The 17,350-nt window shown below is 32.2% G+C and carries 19 protein-coding genes; 15 read left to right on the top strand and 4 right to left on the bottom strand.

Annotated features, from left to right (window positions below; all coding sequences use genetic code 11):
* The first annotated feature begins 19 nt into the window (after window positions 1–19).
* The 6 genes from atpE to ABD715_RS05975 all read left to right on the top strand — a co-directional run bounded on the left by atpE (window position 20) and on the right by ABD715_RS05975 (window position 4,564).
* Window positions 20–208, top strand: a complete 189-nt coding sequence (gene atpE, locus ABD715_RS06000; protein ID WP_004569351.1) for an ATP synthase F0 subunit C — start codon at window positions 20–22, stop codon at window positions 206–208.
* A gap of 159 nt (window positions 209–367) precedes the next feature.
* A complete protein-coding gene (locus tag ABD715_RS05995) occupies window positions 368–868 on the top strand; it encodes a F0F1 ATP synthase subunit B (protein WP_344787209.1) in 501 nt (166 codons plus the stop codon).
* 6 nt (window positions 869–874) lie between these two features.
* Window positions 875–1,411, top strand: a complete 537-nt coding sequence (gene atpH / locus ABD715_RS05990) for an ATP synthase F1 subunit delta (RefSeq protein WP_344787208.1) — start codon at window positions 875–877, stop codon at window positions 1,409–1,411.
* 28 nt (window positions 1,412–1,439) lie between these two features.
* The gene (gene atpA, locus ABD715_RS05985; RefSeq protein WP_344787207.1) at window positions 1,440–3,020 is read left to right on the top strand and encodes a F0F1 ATP synthase subunit alpha; all 1,581 of its coding nucleotides are present in this window, start codon (window positions 1,440–1,442) and stop codon (window positions 3,018–3,020) included.
* A 117-nt stretch (window positions 3,021–3,137) separates the two neighbouring features.
* Window positions 3,138–3,998: an ATP synthase F1 subunit gamma gene (gene atpG / locus ABD715_RS05980; RefSeq protein WP_344787206.1), complete on the top strand. Its 861-nt coding sequence runs from the start codon at window positions 3,138–3,140 to the stop codon at window positions 3,996–3,998.
* Window positions 3,999–4,360: 362 nt separating this feature from the next.
* Window positions 4,361–4,564 (top strand): PID-CTERM protein-sorting domain-containing protein, encoded by a 204-nt coding sequence (locus tag ABD715_RS05975; RefSeq protein ID WP_344787205.1) that lies wholly within the window; start codon window positions 4,361–4,363, stop codon window positions 4,562–4,564.
* Here ABD715_RS05975 and ABD715_RS05970 read toward each other — a convergent pair.
* Window positions 4,561–5,151: a riboflavin synthase gene (locus ABD715_RS05970; protein ID WP_344787204.1), complete on the bottom strand. Its 591-nt coding sequence runs from the start codon at window positions 5,149–5,151 to the stop codon at window positions 4,561–4,563. The two genes, ABD715_RS05975 and ABD715_RS05970, sit on opposite strands and share 4 nt — an antisense overlap.
* Window positions 5,152–5,213: 62 nt before the next feature.
* Between ABD715_RS05970 and pdxA the strand changes: the two genes are divergently transcribed.
* The 9 genes from pdxA to ABD715_RS05925 all read left to right on the top strand — a co-directional run bounded on the left by pdxA (window position 5,214) and on the right by ABD715_RS05925 (window position 12,799).
* A complete protein-coding gene (gene pdxA / locus ABD715_RS05965) occupies window positions 5,214–6,269 on the top strand; it encodes a 4-hydroxythreonine-4-phosphate dehydrogenase PdxA (protein WP_344787203.1) in 1,056 nt (351 codons plus the stop codon).
* Window positions 6,270–6,391: 122 nt separating this feature from the next.
* Window positions 6,392–6,931, top strand: coding sequence for a YceD family protein (locus ABD715_RS05960; protein WP_344787202.1), 540 nt, complete (start codon window positions 6,392–6,394; stop codon window positions 6,929–6,931).
* A 9-nt stretch (window positions 6,932–6,940) separates the two neighbouring features.
* Window positions 6,941–7,144 carry a 50S ribosomal protein L32 gene (gene rpmF, locus ABD715_RS05955; protein ID WP_344787201.1) on the top strand — a complete coding sequence of 68 codons (204 nt, stop codon included), beginning with the start codon at window positions 6,941–6,943 and terminating at the stop codon, window positions 7,142–7,144.
* 180 nt (window positions 7,145–7,324) lie between these two features.
* On the top strand, window positions 7,325–8,320 hold the full coding sequence (locus ABD715_RS05950; RefSeq protein WP_344787200.1) for a beta-ketoacyl-ACP synthase III: 996 nt from the start codon (window positions 7,325–7,327) through the stop codon (window positions 8,318–8,320).
* A 27-nt stretch (window positions 8,321–8,347) separates the two neighbouring features.
* Window positions 8,348–8,830, top strand: a complete 483-nt coding sequence (accB, locus tag ABD715_RS05945; RefSeq protein WP_344787199.1) for an acetyl-CoA carboxylase biotin carboxyl carrier protein — start codon at window positions 8,348–8,350, stop codon at window positions 8,828–8,830.
* Between the two features lie 96 nt (window positions 8,831–8,926).
* Window positions 8,927–10,279, top strand: coding sequence for an acetyl-CoA carboxylase biotin carboxylase subunit (gene accC, locus ABD715_RS05940; RefSeq protein WP_344787198.1), 1,353 nt, complete (start codon window positions 8,927–8,929; stop codon window positions 10,277–10,279).
* A gap of 227 nt (window positions 10,280–10,506) precedes the next feature.
* Window positions 10,507–11,619, top strand: coding sequence for an NAD(P)/FAD-dependent oxidoreductase (locus ABD715_RS05935; RefSeq protein ID WP_344787197.1), 1,113 nt, complete (start codon window positions 10,507–10,509; stop codon window positions 11,617–11,619).
* A 30-nt stretch (window positions 11,620–11,649) separates the two neighbouring features.
* Window positions 11,650–12,360: a monofunctional biosynthetic peptidoglycan transglycosylase gene (gene mtgA / locus ABD715_RS05930; RefSeq protein ID WP_344787196.1), complete on the top strand. Its 711-nt coding sequence runs from the start codon at window positions 11,650–11,652 to the stop codon at window positions 12,358–12,360.
* Window positions 12,338–12,799, top strand: a complete 462-nt coding sequence (locus ABD715_RS05925) for a 3-oxoacyl-ACP synthase (protein ID WP_344787195.1) — start codon at window positions 12,338–12,340, stop codon at window positions 12,797–12,799. The genes mtgA and ABD715_RS05925 overlap by 23 nt, the downstream gene beginning before the upstream one ends.
* Window positions 12,800–12,810: 11 nt before the next feature.
* On the opposite strand, the gene ABD715_RS05920 is transcribed toward ABD715_RS05925, so the two are convergent.
* The 3 genes from ABD715_RS05920 to ABD715_RS05910 form a co-directional block, all read right to left on the bottom strand.
* Window positions 12,811–14,175, bottom strand: a complete 1,365-nt coding sequence (locus tag ABD715_RS05920) for a hypothetical protein (RefSeq protein ID WP_344787194.1) — start codon at window positions 14,173–14,175, stop codon at window positions 12,811–12,813.
* A 21-nt stretch (window positions 14,176–14,196) separates the two neighbouring features.
* Window positions 14,197–15,108, bottom strand: coding sequence for an ABC transporter ATP-binding protein (locus ABD715_RS05915; protein ID WP_344787193.1), 912 nt, complete (start codon window positions 15,106–15,108; stop codon window positions 14,197–14,199).
* A gap of 70 nt (window positions 15,109–15,178) precedes the next feature.
* A complete protein-coding gene (locus ABD715_RS05910; RefSeq protein WP_344787192.1) occupies window positions 15,179–17,278 on the bottom strand; it encodes a prolyl oligopeptidase family serine peptidase in 2,100 nt (699 codons plus the stop codon).
* Window positions 17,279–17,350 lie beyond the last annotated feature (72 nt).

Raw genomic sequence — 17,350 nt, 5'->3', positions numbered from 1 at the left:
TTATAAAAATCAAATTAGTATGTACAATTTAATTGGAGCAGGATTAATCGTTATCGGTGGTGGTATCGGATTAGGTCAAATTGGTGGAAAAGCAATGGAAGGTATTGCACGTCAACCAGAAGCAGCTGGAAAAATCCAAACTGCGATGATCATCATTGGAGCCTTATTAGAAGGTTTAGCATTCGGTGCATTAATCTTAGGGAAATAAGAATTTCCTAAAAAAACAACAAGAACAGTATCCTGTAACGGTTGGTTGCAGGACCTGTTTTTAAATTTTCATAATAAGGAAATACTAGTACTAAAGAGAGCTATAATGTTTTCTTTAAAAATTAAACAAAAACAAATAACAACTAATTTATAGTTTTACATGGATCAGTTATTACATGATTTTTCGCCAGGCTTATTTTTTATGCAAGCCATTATCTTATTAATATTAATTGTATTAATGAGAAAATTTGCTTGGAAACCTATTTTAGACTCATTACAGTCTAGAGAAGATGGTATTCAAGATGCATTAGATTCAGCTGAAAAAGCAAAGTTAGAGATGCAAAATCTTCAAGCAGATAATCAAAAGTTATTGCAAGAAGCTAGAGCAGAACGCGAAGAGATGCTAAAAGAGGCTCGCGAAATGAAAAACAAGATGATTGAAGATGCTAAGTCTGAAGCAGAAGGTCAAGCAAACAAAATGATAGCTCAAGCACAAGTTGCAATAGAAGGAGAAAAGAAAGCTGCCATAGCCGATTTAAAAGCGCAAGTATCTAACTTATCTTTAGACATCGCAGAAAAAGTAATTCGTGCAGAATTATCTAATAAAGACAAACAAGTTGCCTTGGTAGAGTCTATGTTAGGTGAAGCAAAATTAAACTAATATACAATGGCGGGAGCAAGAGCAGCAATACGTTACGCAAAAGCGGTTTTAAGTTTAGCATCAGATCAAAAAGCAGCAGATGTTGTAAATACTGATATGAAACTAGTAGCTGATACTATACAAGCTAGTAAAGAGTTGAGCGAAGTGCTTAAAAGCCCTGTAGTTAGCTCAACAATAAAAAAATCTGTAGTTTTAGAGGTGTTTAAAAACCTTAATAAAACCACTTTAAATTTAGTTGACACTTTAATTAGCAATAATAGAATTGATATTTTAGGTGATGTGGCTGTAAAATATAATCAATTATTTGACGAGTCTAAAGGAATAGAGCTTGCTACAGTAACAACAGCGGTAGCTTTAACAGATGCATTAAAAAGTAAAGTTTTAGCTAAAGCTAAAGCACTTACAGGTAAAGATGTGGAAGTAGAAAATATTGTAGATGAAAGCATTATAGGTGGTTTCATTTTACGTGTAGGAGATGTGCAGTACAATGCAAGTATAGCAAATCAACTAAACAAATTAAAACAAGAATTTACATTAAACTAAGATCTTTAAGATCTAAATAAATTATAAGATGGCAGAAGTAAAACCAGCTGAAATATCAGCAATCTTAAAACAACAACTTTCGGGTTTTGAAGCAAGTGCTTCATTAGACGAAGTAGGAACTGTATTAACTGTAGGAGATGGTATTGTACGTGCTTACGGATTAGCTAACGCTCAATATGGTGAGTTAGTAGAATTCGAAGGTGGTTTAGAAGGTATAGTACTTAACCTTGAAGAAGACAATGTTGGTATTGTATTACTTGGTGGATCAGTAGGAGTTAAAGAAGGATCTACAGTAAAGCGTACATCTCGTATCGCATCTATTAATGTAGGTGAAGGTATTGTTGGTCGTGTTGTAGATACATTAGGAAATCCTATTGATGGTAAAGGACCTATTTCTGGCAAAACCTACGAAATGCCTCTAGAGCGTAAGGCACCAGGTGTTGTATATAGAGAGCCAGTAACAGAGCCATTACAAACAGGTATAAAAGCTATTGATGCGATGATTCCTGTAGGTAGAGGGCAACGTGAGTTGGTAATTGGCGACCGTCAAACTGGTAAGACTACAGTTTGTATTGATGCTATCTTAAATCAAAAAGAATTTTACGATGCTGGTAACCCAGTATATTGTATATATGTTGCTGTAGGTCAAAAGGCTTCAACAGTAGCAAACATTGCTAAAACTTTAGAAGAAAAAGGCGCTTTGGCTTATACTACAATAGTAGCTGCAAATGCATCAGATCCTGCTGCAATGCAAGTTTACGCACCAATGACAGGGGCATCTATTGGAGAGTATTTTAGAGATACAGGTAGACCAGCTTTAATTGTATTTGATGATTTATCAAAACAAGCAGTTGCTTACCGTGAGGTATCTTTATTATTAAGACGTCCACCAGGACGTGAGGCTTACCCAGGAGATGTATTTTACTTACACTCAAGGTTATTAGAGCGTTCTGCAAAAATTATTAATAATGATGCAATTGCTCAAGAAATGAATGATTTACCAGATTCATTAAAACCAATTGTAAAAGGTGGAGGTTCTTTAACAGCTTTACCAATTATTGAAACACAAGCAGGTGACGTTTCTGCATATATTCCAACAAACGTAATTTCTATTACAGACGGGCAAATTTTCTTAGATGGAGATTTATTTAACTCTGGTGTACGTCCAGCAATTAACGTAGGTATTTCTGTATCACGTGTTGGTGGTAACGCACAAATTAAATCTATGAAAAAAGTATCTGGTACTTTAAAATTAGATCAAGCACAGTTTCGTGAGTTAGAAGCTTTCGCTAAGTTTGGATCAGATTTAGATGCTGTTACTTTAAATGTAATTGAAAAAGGTAAACGTAACGTAGAGATTTTAAAGCAAGGTCAAAACGATCCGTTTACAGTGGAAGATCAAGTTGCAATTATCTATGCAGGATCTAAAAACTTATTAAAAGATGTACCAGTTAATAAAGTAAAAGAATTCGAAAGAGATTTTATTGAGTTCTTAAAAGCTAAACATGCAGATGTTTTAAGCACTTTAAAATCTGGTAAATTAACTGATGAAGTTACAGATACATTAACTACTGTAGCAAAAGACTTATCAGGTAAATATTTAGCTTAAAAAGTATAATTTAGAGTTATGAGTATAAAACTTATAACTCTAAATTCTATCATATTGTCACTCCGAGCTTAGTCGAAGAGTCTTTTGAATACAAAAACATTCAAATAAAACAAGAGAATGGCGAATCTTAAAGAAATACGTAATAGAATATCATCAGTATCTTCAACGATGCAAATTACAAGTGCCATGAAAATGGTATCTGCTGCAAAGTTAAAGAAGGCACAAGATGCTATTACAGCAATGCGTCCTTATTCAGACAAGTTAACAGAGCTTCTACAGAGTTTAAGTGCAACCTTAGATGCAGATTCTGGAAGTAAGTATGCTATACAACGCGAAGTTAAAAATGTATTAATAGTTTCTATTACATCAAATAGAGGGTTATGTGGTGCTTTTAATTCTAACATAATTAAGCAAACACAAAACTTAATTGATAATGTGTATGCAGATAAAAATGTTTCTGTACTTGCAATAGGCAAAAAATCTAACGATGCTTTTTCTAAAAAAGATATTGTAATTGCAAACAAGAGTGAAATTTATGATAATTTAACTTTTGAAAACGTTGCAGAAATTGCTCAAATGTTAATGGATAAATTTGTTAATGGTGAGTTCGATAAAATCGAAATTGTTTATAACAAGTTTAAAAATGCTGCAACCCAAATTGTAATGACAGAGCAGTTTTTACCAATTTTGCCAGTAGAAGGAGATGTTAATGTTAATACAGATTATATTTTTGAGCCATCTAAAGTAGAAATTGTAGAGCAATTAATACCTAAGTCTTTAAAAACGCAATTATACAAAGGTGTAAGAGATTCTTTTGCTTCTGAGCATGGTGCACGTATGACAGCAATGCATAAGGCAACAGACAACGCTACAGAGTTAAGAGATCAACTTAAATTAACTTATAATAAAGCACGTCAAGCAGCTATTACTAACGAGATATTAGAAATTGTTGGTGGTGCAGAGGCTTTAAATAATTAATAATATACATCTGTTTAACAGATAAAAATAGAAAGAGCTTCACTTATTGTGAGGCTTTTTTGTTTTATGTAAATATGTTATTGATTGATAATGCTTAGAGTATAATTTATCAATTAACTTAAAAAAAACCTTTAATAACTTTTATGTTTTTGTTAATTTGATATATTTGTTTTATTATAAAAAGATAGGGTTAATTTTTATACTTGGTATAATTTTTTATTATAAACAACGTTTAAATTAGATGAATTATAATACAAAAAATAATGTTTTTAAACGATGTTTTTTGATTTTAATGGATGTTTTATAATAAAATAGTATATTTACTCTCTGTTAACTCGCTTTTTTAATATTTTTGTAATTAAATGAGAATACAAAATAAAAGAATAATAGCCTCAATCTTATTTGTATTAATAAGTTTTGTGTGTACAGCACAAACGGTTCAAGTAATACCACCTCCTCCTCCAGGACCACCACCACCTCCAGGTTTACCTATTGATGGCGGTGTGCTATTAGGCGCTTGTTTCGCTATTATTTACGGTGCAAAAAAAATGTTAAAAAGGAATTAGTTGTTTAAACTAACTAATTTAGATACATATTTTCCTAAAACATCAAATTCTAAGTTTATTACAGTGCCCTTTTTAAAAGTGTTAAAATTAGTGTGTTCGTAAGTATAAGGTATTATAGCTACACTAAAAGTATCTTTTTTAGAATTAACAACGGTTAAACTTGTACCGTTAACAGTAATAGATCCTTTCTCTATTGTAATGTTATTTAACTTAGAATCGTATTTAAAAGTAAAAATCCAACTTCCATTTTCTTCCTTTATTTCTGTGCATACTCCAGTTTGATCTACATGGCCTTGTACAATATGCCCATCTAACCTGTCTCCAAGCTTCATAGCACGTTCTAAATTAACTTGGTCTCCAACATTTAAAGTGTTTAAACTTGTTTTATCTAGAGTTTCTTTAATTGCTGTAACGGTATATTCATCATCATTTATAGCAACAACAGTTAAACATACACCATTATGGGCAACACTTTGATCTATTTTTAACTCATTTGTAATATTGCTTTTAACAGAAATATGTAAGTTACCTAGTTCGCTTTTTAAGTTCGATATAACTCCAATTTCCTCAATAATTCCTGTAAACATATTATTATGTGTTTATTTGGTTAAATTTGTATCAAAATTACAAACAAAAGTTATCATTCTTAATGAAGAAAGCAGAAAATATAATAGTCGGTATATCTATAGGCGACTTAAATGGTATTGGAGGAGAAATTGTTTTAAAAACATTTGAAGATTCTAGAATGTTAGAATTTTGTACACCTGTAGTTTTTGCTTCCATAAAGACAATGTCTTATTTTAAAAATCACTTTAAATCGGGCATAAACTTTAGTAGTATAAACGATTTAAATCAAATTCAAATAGGTAAAGTAAATGTTTTTAATGTTTGGAAAGAGCATGTTAATATTAATTTTGGAAAGGAAGATTCTAAAATTGGTGAATATGCTATTAAGTCTTTAGAGTCTGCAACAAAAGCATTAAAAGACAGTAAAATAGATGTTTTAGTTACTGCGCCAATAAATAAGCATAATATTCAGTCTGATAGTTTCGCATTTCCTGGGCATACAGATTATTTAGCACAAGAGTTAGATGGAGAAAGCTTAATGTTTATGGTAACAGATACTTTACGTGTTGGTTTATTAACAGACCATGTACCTGTTAAAGATGTGGCAACTCATATTACGTCAGAACTTATAGAGAAAAAAATAAACACGGTTTACAAATCTTTGGAGAAAGACTTTAAAATAAGAAAGCCCAAAATAGCTGTTTTAGGCATTAATCCGCATACAGGAGATAACGGTGTAATAGGAAGTGAAGATGACGATGTGATGCGTCCAACACTTTTAAAAATTAAAGAGTCGGGTAAATTAGTGTATGGTCCATACGCAGCCGATAGTTTTTTTGGATCTAATAATTATAAGAATTTCGATGCTATTATTGCTTCGTATCACGATCAAGGATTAATTCCATTTAAAACATTATCGTTTGGAGAAGGTGTAAATTATACAGCAGGGTTAAGTAAAGTGCGAACATCTCCAGATCATGGAACAGCATACGAAATTGCAGGAAAAGGCGAATCGGACGAAAATTCTTTTAAAGAAGCTGTTTTTACAGCGATTAAAATTTTTAAGAATAGATTTGATTATGAGGAAATTACAGAAAACCCTTTAAAAAAAGCGCCACGAAACCTTCGTAAACAGTAGGATTAAGTGCTATATAAAATTTTTGAATGCTAGATAGTTAAAGATATAAACAAAAAAATGTTTATAAGTCGTGTTCTGTAAATAAAAATTTATATATTTGCAGGCTCAAAATAGATGTGATAATGAAGCCATTAAAAGAGTTTACAATTCCATTTGTAGGGTTAAAGGTCGGAAAACATAATTTTGAGTTCGATATAAAAGAATCGTTCTTTGAACATTTTGAGTATGAAGATTTTAATAATGTAAATGTTAAAGTAGATCTTGTTTTAGAAAAAAAGACAACATTACTAGAGTTACATTTTAAAATTTCAGGATTTGTTAATATTAATTGCGATTTAACTAACGAACCTTATAATCAAGACATTGAAAATGAATTTGATTTGGTAGTTAATTTTGGCGAAGAATTTAACGACGAGAATATAGATATTCTTATACTTCCACATGGAAGTTACGAAATTAATATTCAGCAATACATTTACGAGTTAATTGTATTAGCAGTGCCAATAAAAAGAGTGCATCCTGGAGTAGAAGACGGTACGCTGGATTCTGAGATACTTGAAAAGCTAGAACAATTAAGCCCAAAGCTTAAAGAAGAAAAAGAGAAAGAAGAGGACATAGATCCTCGTTGGAATAAATTAAAGAATCTATTAACGGATAAATAACTATAAAAAATGGCACATCCTAAGAGAAAAATCTCGAAAACAAGAAGAGATAAAAGAAGAACACATTATAAAGCAACTGCGCCACAGATTGCTACTTGCCCAACAACTGGCGAACCACACTTATACCATAGAGCTCACTGGTTCGAAGGGAAGTTATACCACAGAGGTCAAGTATTAATTGACAATTCTGAAGTAGCTGAAAATTTAGCATAAGTATTATGCATGCATATAGAAAAACGCTCACATGTGAGCGTTTTTTTTGTGATAAATTTTTATAGAAAATAAAAAGGACTTAATTTGCACGTTATTAATCGAAAATTCACTAGTTTTCAACGAATTTTGAGCATTTTAGTCAGATTTAAATGATTTTTTGGTCGAATTAACTATAAAGTTATGAGTAAAATTTCAGCAGCTATAACAGCTGTAGGTGCATATGTACCAGAATATGTATTAACCAATCAAATTCTTGAAACAATGGTTGATACAAACGATGAGTGGATAACAACCCGTACAGGAATTAAGGAGCGTAGAATTCTTAAAGACGACGGTAAGGGAACTTCATATCTAGCTATAAAAGCTGCCCAAGACCTTATCGCAAAAAAAAATATAGATCCAAAAGACATAGAACTTGTTATAGTTGCAACAGCAACTCCAGATATGAAAGCAGCATCAACAGCTTCTTTTACAGCTTCAGAAATTGGTGCTGTAAATGCTTTTTCTTTCGATATGGATGCAGCATGTTCTAGTTTCTTGTTTGGTATGTCTGTAGCAGCAAGTTATATAGAAACTGGGCGTTATAAAAATGTCTTATTAATTGGAGCAGATAAAATGTCTTCTATTATAAATTATAAAGACAGGGCAACTTGTATTATCTTTGGAGATGGTGCAGGAGCTGTTTTATTCGAAGGTAATAACGAAGGCTTAGGTTTACAAGACGAATACTTAAGGAGCGATGGTACAGGACGAGAGTTTTTACAGGCTACCTATGGTGGGTCTTCTCATAAACTAACTCCAGAAATTATGGAGCAAGGTGGACAATATGCTTTTCAAGAAGGCAGAACAGTATTTAAAAACGCTGTATTTAATATGGCAGATGCTGCCGAGAAAATATTAAAGCGTAACAACCTTACAAAAGACACCGTAGATTGGTTAGCAGCACATCAAGCTAATAAACGTATTATTGATGCTACTGCTAACAGAATAGAGTTAGAGCCTGAAAAGGTAATGATGAATATAGAAAAGTATGGAAACACCACATCGGCAACGCTTCCATTACTTATAAACGATTACGAATCGCAACTTAAAAAAGGAGACAATATTATATTTGCTGCTTTTGGAGGCGGTTTTAACTGGGGCTCTATTTATTTAAAATGGGCATACAATAATTAAATTAAACAACCATTAATAAGTTAAATTATGGATATTAAAGAGATTCAAAACTTAATCAAGTTTGTTGCAAAATCTGGGGCAAGCGAGGTTAAATTGGAGATGGATGATATTAAAATCACCATAAGAACTGGTTCAGAGTCAGATACTACAATTGTACATCAAGTACCTGCAGCTCAACTACCAGTAGCACCTGTCGCAGCTGCACCAGTAGCAGAAGCAGCACCTGCAATACCAGTTGCACCAGCAGCAGTAGCAGACGAGAATTCTAAATATATTACAATAAAATCACCTATAATTGGAACTTTTTATAGAAAACCAGCACCAGACAAACCATTATTTGTAGAGGTTGGGCAAACTATTGCAGAAGGCGATGTACTTTGCGTTATAGAAGCTATGAAGCTTTTTAACGAAATAGAATCTGAAGTTTCAGGGAAAATTGTAAAAATATTAGTAGACGATGCCTCTCCTGTAGAATTCGATCAACCATTATTTTTAGTAGATCCATCTTAATTTTAGATTATTAGAGCTTTCGATTGTTAGATGTTTACTAAATCTAATAATTCAATAATCGAATAATCAAATGTCTAATTATCTAATTCAAAAAAGATGTTTAAAAAAATATTGATAGCAAATAGGGGAGAAATAGCACTTCGTGTTATTAGAACCTGTAAAGAAATGGGTATTAAAACAGTAGCTGTATACTCTACTGCCGATGCCGAAAGTTTACACGTAAAATTTGCAGACGAAGCAGTATGCATTGGTCCTGCTGCAAGTAGCGAATCGTACCTAAAAATGTCCAATATAATAGCTGCAGCAGAAATTACTAATGCAGATGCTATACACCCTGGATATGGTTTCCTATCCGAAAACGCAAAATTTTCAAAAATCTGTGAAGAGCACGGTATCAAATTTATTGGCGCATCTGCCGATATGATTGATAAAATGGGAGACAAGGCTAACGCTAAAGAAACCATGAAAGCAGCTGGAGTACCATGTGTACCAGGAAGCGACGGTGTAATTAAAGATTTTGAAGAATGCGAAAAGCTAGCTGTAGAAACAGGATATCCTGTTATGCTTAAAGCATCTGCAGGTGGTGGAGGTAAAGGTATGCGAGGTGTTTTTAAACCAGAAGATTTAAAAGACGCATGGGATTCTGCAAGACAAGAATCTAAAGCAGCCTTTGGTAACGACGATATGTACATGGAAAAACTTATCGAAGAGCCAAGACATATAGAAATTCAAATTGTAGGAGATTCTACTGGTAAAGCATGTCATTTATCAGAAAGAGATTGCTCTGTGCAACGTCGTCATCAAAAATTAACCGAAGAAGTTCCTTCGCCTTTCATGACCGCTGCATTGCGTAAAAAAATGGGTGAAGCAGCAGTAAAAGCTTCAGAGTTTATAAAATACGAAGGTGCAGGTACAGTAGAGTTCTTGGTAGATAAGCATAGAAATTTCTATTTTATGGAAATGAATACGCGTATTCAAGTAGAGCACCCAATTACAGAGCAAGTAATAGATTTCGATTTAATTCGAGAGCAAATATTAGTAGCTGCAGGTGTGCCAATTTCTGGTAAAAATTACGACCCAAAATTACACTCTATAGAATGTAGAATTAATGCCGAAGATCCATTTAACGATTTTAGGCCATCTCCAGGAAAAATAACAACACTTCACGCTCCAGGTGGGCACGGTGTTCGTTTAGACACACATGTTTACGCAGGTTATACTATACCACCAAACTACGATTCTATGATTGCAAAGTTAATTACAACAGCGCAAACTAGAGAAGAAGCGATAAATAAAATGAAACGTGCTTTAGACGAGTTCGTAATCGAAGGTATAAAAACTACCATACCATTTCACAGACAATTAATGGATCATCCAGATTATATTTCTGGAAATTATACCACTAAGTTTATGGAAGATTTCGAAATGAAAAAAGTAATAGAAGAATAAAACAAGACTCCGAAAGCAATTTCGGAGTTTTTTTATGGTGTTACCCAAGGGTCGGGCTTTCCGCTATATCTTTAGTTTTTATATATTGCTACTAAGGCAAAATCTATTATTAAGTTAAGCACTTTTAATGCTATGCAGTTGGCTACCTGTAAATAAAAACAAAAGGATGCCGCATCAATCCCTAACACAGAGCCAGTTCATTTTAAAGAAAACATTACATTAGCAATATGGACCTTTCGTATTGGGAAATAAAAAATTGGTTAACACAAATAGATTTTACCATTGTAGGTAGTGGTATAGTAGGCTTAAACTGCGCATTACAATTAAACAAACGTTACCCTAAAGCAAAAATATTAATATTAGAAAAAGGCATGTTGCCACAAGGCGCCAGCACTAAAAACGCAGGTTTTGCATGCTTTGGTAGTTTAAGTGAAATACTAGACGATTTAAAAACACATACCGAAAGTGAAATTATAGAGCTTGTAAAAAAACGAGTAGAAGGCTTAAATGTATTGCTAAAAACTGTAGGCAAAAAAAATATTAATTACAAAAATAATGGTGGTTTCGAGTTGTTTCAAAAAAACGATTCTGTTTTGTTTAACCATTGCTTATCGCAAAGAGAACGTGTAAATAAAATGCTTCAACCTATTTTTAAAGACGATGTTTTTAGTCTAAAAAATAATGTTTTTAATTTTCAGAATATAAAAAATAAATACATCTTTAATAGCATAGAAGGCCAAATAGATACCGGAAACATGATGGAGGCTTTACTTAAAAAAGTACAATCAAAAAGTATAAAAATTTTAAATAATTGCAGTGTCCAATCTTTTATAGACGATACCAATTCAGTAAAAATAAAAACCAATCAATTTAGCTTTTCAACATCAAAATTACTAATTGCTACAAATGGATTTGCATCTCAACTTTTAAAAGAAGAAGTAAAACCAGCAAGAGCACAAGTTTTAATAACTAAGCCTATAAAAGACTTACATATAAAAGGCACATTTCATTTAGACAAAGGTTACTATTACTTTAGAAATATAAATAATAGAATTCTTTTAGGAGGCGGAAGACATTTAGATTTTAAAGGAGAAGAAACCACAGAGTTAAAGCAAACCCAATTAATTCAAAACAAGCTAGAAAGTCTTTTAAGCGACTTAATTTTACCAAACAAGCATTTTACTGTAGAACATCGTTGGAGTGGTGTTATGGGCGTAGGAAGTCAAAAAAAAGCTATTGTAAAGCAATTAAGCAATAATGTATTTTGCGGTGTTCGCCTTGGCGGTATGGGTGTGGCTATAGGTAGTCTAGTTGGTAAAGAGTTGGCGCAATTACCATAAATTATACCAGTAGAATAAGGAGGAATAAAAATGATAAAGCGTTTATTTAAATTTGTATTTAAAATTTTATTTTGGCTTGTAGCGTTTTCTATAGGTATGGTTTTTTTATATAAATACGTACCAGTTAAAATTACTCCGTTAATGGTTATTAGGTATTTTGAACCATCAAAAGAAGAAGTAAAAACCTTTTGGAAACACGATTGGGTACCCTTAAATAAAATATCTAAAAATTTACAATTAGCTGTTATTTGTAGCGAAGACCAAAACTTTTTAAAACATAATGGTTTCGATTTTAAAGCTATAGAAAAAGCATTCGAATTTAATAAAAAAGGTAAACGTATTAAAGGCGGTAGTACTATAAGCCAGCAAACCGCAAAAAATGTTTTTTTATGGCCAGAACGCAGTTGGTTAAGAAAAGGTTTAGAAACTTACTTTACGTTTTTAATAGAATTTTGTTGGAGTAAAGAGCGTATTATAGAAGTGTATTTAAACAGTATTGAAATGGGAAAAGGTATTTATGGAGCAGAAGCAGCATCAAAATATTGGTTTAATAAGCAGGCTAATACACTATCTAAATTTGAGGCTGCAGCTATGGCATCGATTTTACCAAATCCAAGAGTTTACAAAGCAAATCCTGCATCAAACTATATAAAAGATAGAACCGTTTGGATTACAAAACAAATGATGTATTTTGGAGCATTAGATTATCCTAAAGAAAATGAAAAGTCAGTTAAAAATTAAAGCGCAGTTATTTAATGCTTGTGCAGCATTTATAGAAAATAGATATACAACCATACAACATACAATAAACGAAATACAAACATCATTAACATCAGAAACCAAAAGTAGTGCAGGCGATAAACACGAAACGGGTCGAGCTATGTTGCAGTTAGAACGAGAAAAGGCAGGAAACCAATTGGCAGAAGTTGAAAAAACTAGAGCGTTATTATCTAAAGTAGATGTAGAGCAAACATCTAGTAAAGTAGGTTTGGGTAGTGTTGTTTACACCTCTAAATTAAATTATTATATTGCTATTAGTGCAGGAGAATTAAGTGTAGAAAATACAAAATTTTATGCCATTTCTGCAAATACGCCTATAGGACAATTATTAATAGGAAAAACAATAGATTCTGAAATTGTTTTTAGAGATCAAAAATTTAAAATAACCGCAGTATTATAAAAGTAAGAGACTTATTTTTCTATTCTTGTTGGGCCTTGGTAAACATCTAACTGTTTTTTTACGAGTTTTTTTTTAATTATTGTGTTTCGTATTAATTTGTATAGGGTGTTTAGAAACAACAAAATAACTATTAAGCAAATTCCAAAAGGAAACAGCGCACTTTGAATATTTTCTTTTTTTCTTTCTTGTGTTTTAAAACTAACAAGGCTATTGTTCTTTGGCGTATAAAACCCATAAACTTCATAGGTACTTTCTAATCCTGTTTTAATACTGTTTGGTTTTTCTTTTAAGGCATTAAAGCATTCCTCATTAATATTTAAAATAAAATTCTTTGGTTTTAAGGTTTCTAGCGATTTTTCGATATTTTTAGCAGCCTTTAGTCTTCGCTCGTAAGTTTTAACACGTGATTGGTATTCTTTATTTAAAATCGCATTAAAAGTAGAATCTGGTAGGTCTTTAAAAACAGCCAATTCCATAAGATTATTTTTTTCTAGGTTATTTTTAAAAGTATTTTTGTCTGGCTTTTGAAATGCTCTAGAGGGTAAAAAATATTGTAAATTAATACTTGATGATGGGTTGTTGTAAATACGGTCTCTTTCTTGTTTAGAAATCACAAAATAGTCACCTTTATAAGCGGAAGGAGATTCAAATTGATACACCCAAGCTTGCTCAATTTTAATGTAACTTGGCGTTGTTATTTTGGCTAAATCTTCAACTGAATTTAGTGTTATTTCGTCTGCTTTACTTAATGTTATTTGTTTGTAATCTTTAATGTGTTGCAAATTCGTATTAAAAGACTGTACTAAAACAACAGGCACAACTAAAAGGATACTCACAATATTTAAAAACGATATAGGTTTGGCTTTTCTAAGTCCGTTTTTAATTTCGTAGTCTAACGAAAGTACATCGTTTATAGAGATTATGTAATTTGGTATACCTTCGCTCATAGAAACAGCACCATCTCTAGTGATATACTCATAATCAATTTGTGCTTGTTGTGCTTTTAGGTAGCTTCTCCAATGCCAAGGCACTTTTATTTTAAAACCATTTAGGGTATCGTAATACCTTCCGTTTTTACCGTGTTGCTCGTAAATACGTTTATAAACCCCTTTAGATTTATGAACTAGAGGATTTATAATATAATTTTTATATCCTTTTACAAACCAATTTAGTCCGTAAAGTAGAATTATTAAAAAACCAAAGTTGATATTAAGAAAAAAATTATACTCATCAAGTTCGTTATAGACAGTAAATGCTAAAGCAGAAACTACAATGACAAGGATAATAAATGTAACAAACAATAAAGTTTTGGTTTGGTTAATCTGGTTAGAAACGTAAGCAAATTCGTTTTTATTTAAATTTCTATTGGTAAACATGGTTTAGGCTTTTGCTAGAGGTTAATCGATTATTTTAAGAAATAACTCGGTTCCCTCTGTGTATTTTTTAGAAGCTTCAAAAAATACTTTTTCATTATTTAAAAGCCCTTCAATTAAATAAAAATGCCCTTTAAAATAGCTACACAACACGGTTGCTTTTAAGTTAGATTGTTTAACTATTTTTAATTGATTGGCATAAATAATGTTATCGTTTATAACATTAAATTCTCCAAAAAAAGATGCTATTAAAGGTGTATTTGGGTTTTTGTAGAGTGTTTCGGGTAAGTTGTTAACCGCAATTTTATTGTTGTTTAAAACAATCATGCGGTCTGCAAACCCTAACACATCTTCTTTATCGTGGGTAGCTACAATACAAGTAACGTTATTGTTTTTTAAGTATTTAAAAACGTTTCTTCTAAGACTTTGTTTTTTAAAATTATCAATATGGCTAAAAGGTTCGTCTAGTAAAATAATTTCTGGTTGTTTGGCTAAAGCACGAGCTAAGGCTACACGTTGTTTTTGGCCTCCACTTAAGGTTTTTACTTTAATGTTTGCAAATTTTGTGAGTTCTACAACTTCCATTAATTCGGCTGTTCTTCGTGCTTTTTCTTCTGGGTAAAACCGAGAAAGAAACTTGCCTATATTTTCGGCAACTGTAATAAATGGCATCAAGTCGAACTCTTGAGCTACATATTTCATAAAATCATAACCAACAACTAAGTTGTGTTTTGGTCCTAAAATTTCTTGATCGTGCCAGTATGTATGTCCTTTGTCTAGATCGTACTCGCCATATAAAACCTTTAATAATGTACTTTTTCCAGAGCCACTTTCTCCAATAATAGCAACATGTTCTCCTGGTTTTGCTTTAAAAGAAATATCTGTTAAAACAGGCGTTTTATTATAAGAAAATGTTAGGTTTTTTACGTTAAGCATCTTTGGTTTATTACAAGACCTGCCTAGTTATTTTAACTAAACAGGTCTATTATATCAAAAGTATTAAAAATTATCCTTTTATTTTATTTTCTGTTTTTGAAGGTAATGATTTAAAACCCATATTGTAAAGTGTAAAGCCAAAAATGTCTACATATTGTTCTATCATTTTACTAACTGGTGTTCCTGCACCATGTCCAGCATTGGTTTCTATACGTATTAAAGTAGGGTTTGTACCAGCTTGTTTACTTTGTAACTCGGCAGCGAATTTATAACTATGAGCAGGAACAACACGATCGTCATGATCTCCTGTTGTTATTAATGTTGCAGGATATTCTACGCCTAGTTTTACGTTGTGTACAGGAGAATATCCTTTTAAATAATTAAACATTGTTTCGCTTTGGTCTGCGGTTCCGTAGTCGTAAGCCCAACCTGCACCAGCTGTAAATATGTGGTAGCGTAGCATGTCTAAAACGCCAACAGCAGGCAAAGCAACTTTTGCTAATTGAGGTTTTTGGGTCATGGTTGCTCCAACTAGTAAGCCTCCGTTAGAGCCTCCTCGAATAGCTAAATAACTGGATGATGTGTAGTTTTTAGTTTTTAAATATTCTGCAGCAGCTATAAAATCGTCAAAAACATTTTGTTTTTTTTGCTGTGTACCAGCATCGTGCCAAGTGCGACCGTATTCGCCTCCACCTCGTAAATTGGGCACAGCTAAAATACCGCCTTGTTCCATCCACACTACATTAGCAATATTAAAAGATGGTGTTAAGCTGATATTAAAACCGCCATAGCCATAAAGTATTGTTGGGTTTTTGCCATTAAGCGTTATTCCCTTTTTATGGGTTATTATCATGGGAACTTTTGTTCCGTCTTTTGAAGAGTAAAATATTTGATGACTTTCGTATTGTTGACTATCAAAATCTATAGTTGGTTTCCAATATAATTTTGTATCTCCCGTTTTTGGGTTTAAAGACATTATGTTGGTGGCTGTATTATAATTTGTAAAAGAAAAGTATAATGTTTTATCTTCTTTTTTGCCACTAAAACCAGAGGCTGTACCTAAATCTGGAAGGGATATATCTCTTATAAAGCGACCGTTATAATCGATCTGTTTAACCAGGGAGAGCGCATTAACCATATAGTGCGCAAAGAAAAAACCACTTCCTGTTGTTGGACTTAAAACATGTTTGGTTTCTGGAATAAAATCGACCCAATGTTCTGGCTTTGGGTTTGCAGCATCAACAGTTACTATTTTTTTGTTAGGTGCATTTAAATTGGTAACCAAGAAAAGTTTACTTCCTTGGTTTTCTATAATATAAGTATCAGTATCTGTGTTGTCGAGTACAGTTATTAATTTGCTATTAGGTTTCGATAAATCTCTTATATATAATTTATTTCCAGAAGTTGATACTCTTGGGGTAATAATTAAATATTTATTGTCTTCTGTTACCGAGGCATAAATATAGCGGTGTTTTTCTTCGGGAATACCTCCAAAAATTAAAATATCTTCGGTTTGTGGTGTTCCTAATTTATGATAATACACTTTGTGTTGATCTGTTTTTGCAGACAACTCGCTACCATCTGGTTTATCGTAACTAGAGTAGTAAAAGCCTTCGTTTTTATACCACGATAAATTACTAAATTTAACATCTATAAGTGTATCTAGAGTTTTTACTTTGGTTTTGGTATTTATGACAATAACTTTGCGCCAATCGCTTCCACCTTCAGAAATAGAATATGCTAGTTTACTACCATCTTCAGAAAAACTTAATGAGCCTAAAGAGGTAGTGCCATTTTTAGAAAATGTATTTGGATCTAAAAAAAGCTCTTCGTTTTCGTTGTCTTTTTTTCTGTAGTAAACATTTTGGTTTTGTAAACCGTTGTTTTTAGAATAGTAAGTGTAGTCTCCTTTTTTGAATGGAGCACTCCTTTTTTCGTAATTCCATAAATGAGAAAGACGTTTGTTTAATTGTTGCCTAAAGGGGATGCTATCTAAATAACTTTCTGTTGTTTTATTTTGAGCAATAACCCAATTTTTTGTGTCTTTACTTTTATCGTCTTCTAACCACCTGTATGGATCTTTAACTTTAACATTAAAGTAAGTATCTGTAGTTTGCCCTTTTTTAGTATTTGGATAGTTCACTTTAGCTTCTTTTTTGTAAGAAATCAAGATTAAAGCCTTAATAGGCTAATCATAAATTTTATGAGATATTTACCACTCAAAAATACTAAAAATGAAACA

The sequence above is a fragment of the Postechiella marina genome (genome assembly GCF_039538365.1).
Classification (GTDB): domain Bacteria; phylum Bacteroidota; class Bacteroidia; order Flavobacteriales; family Flavobacteriaceae; genus Postechiella; species Postechiella marina.
The sequence above is the reverse complement of the archived record's forward strand: the minus strand, read 5'-3'. Positions and strand labels throughout refer to the sequence as shown.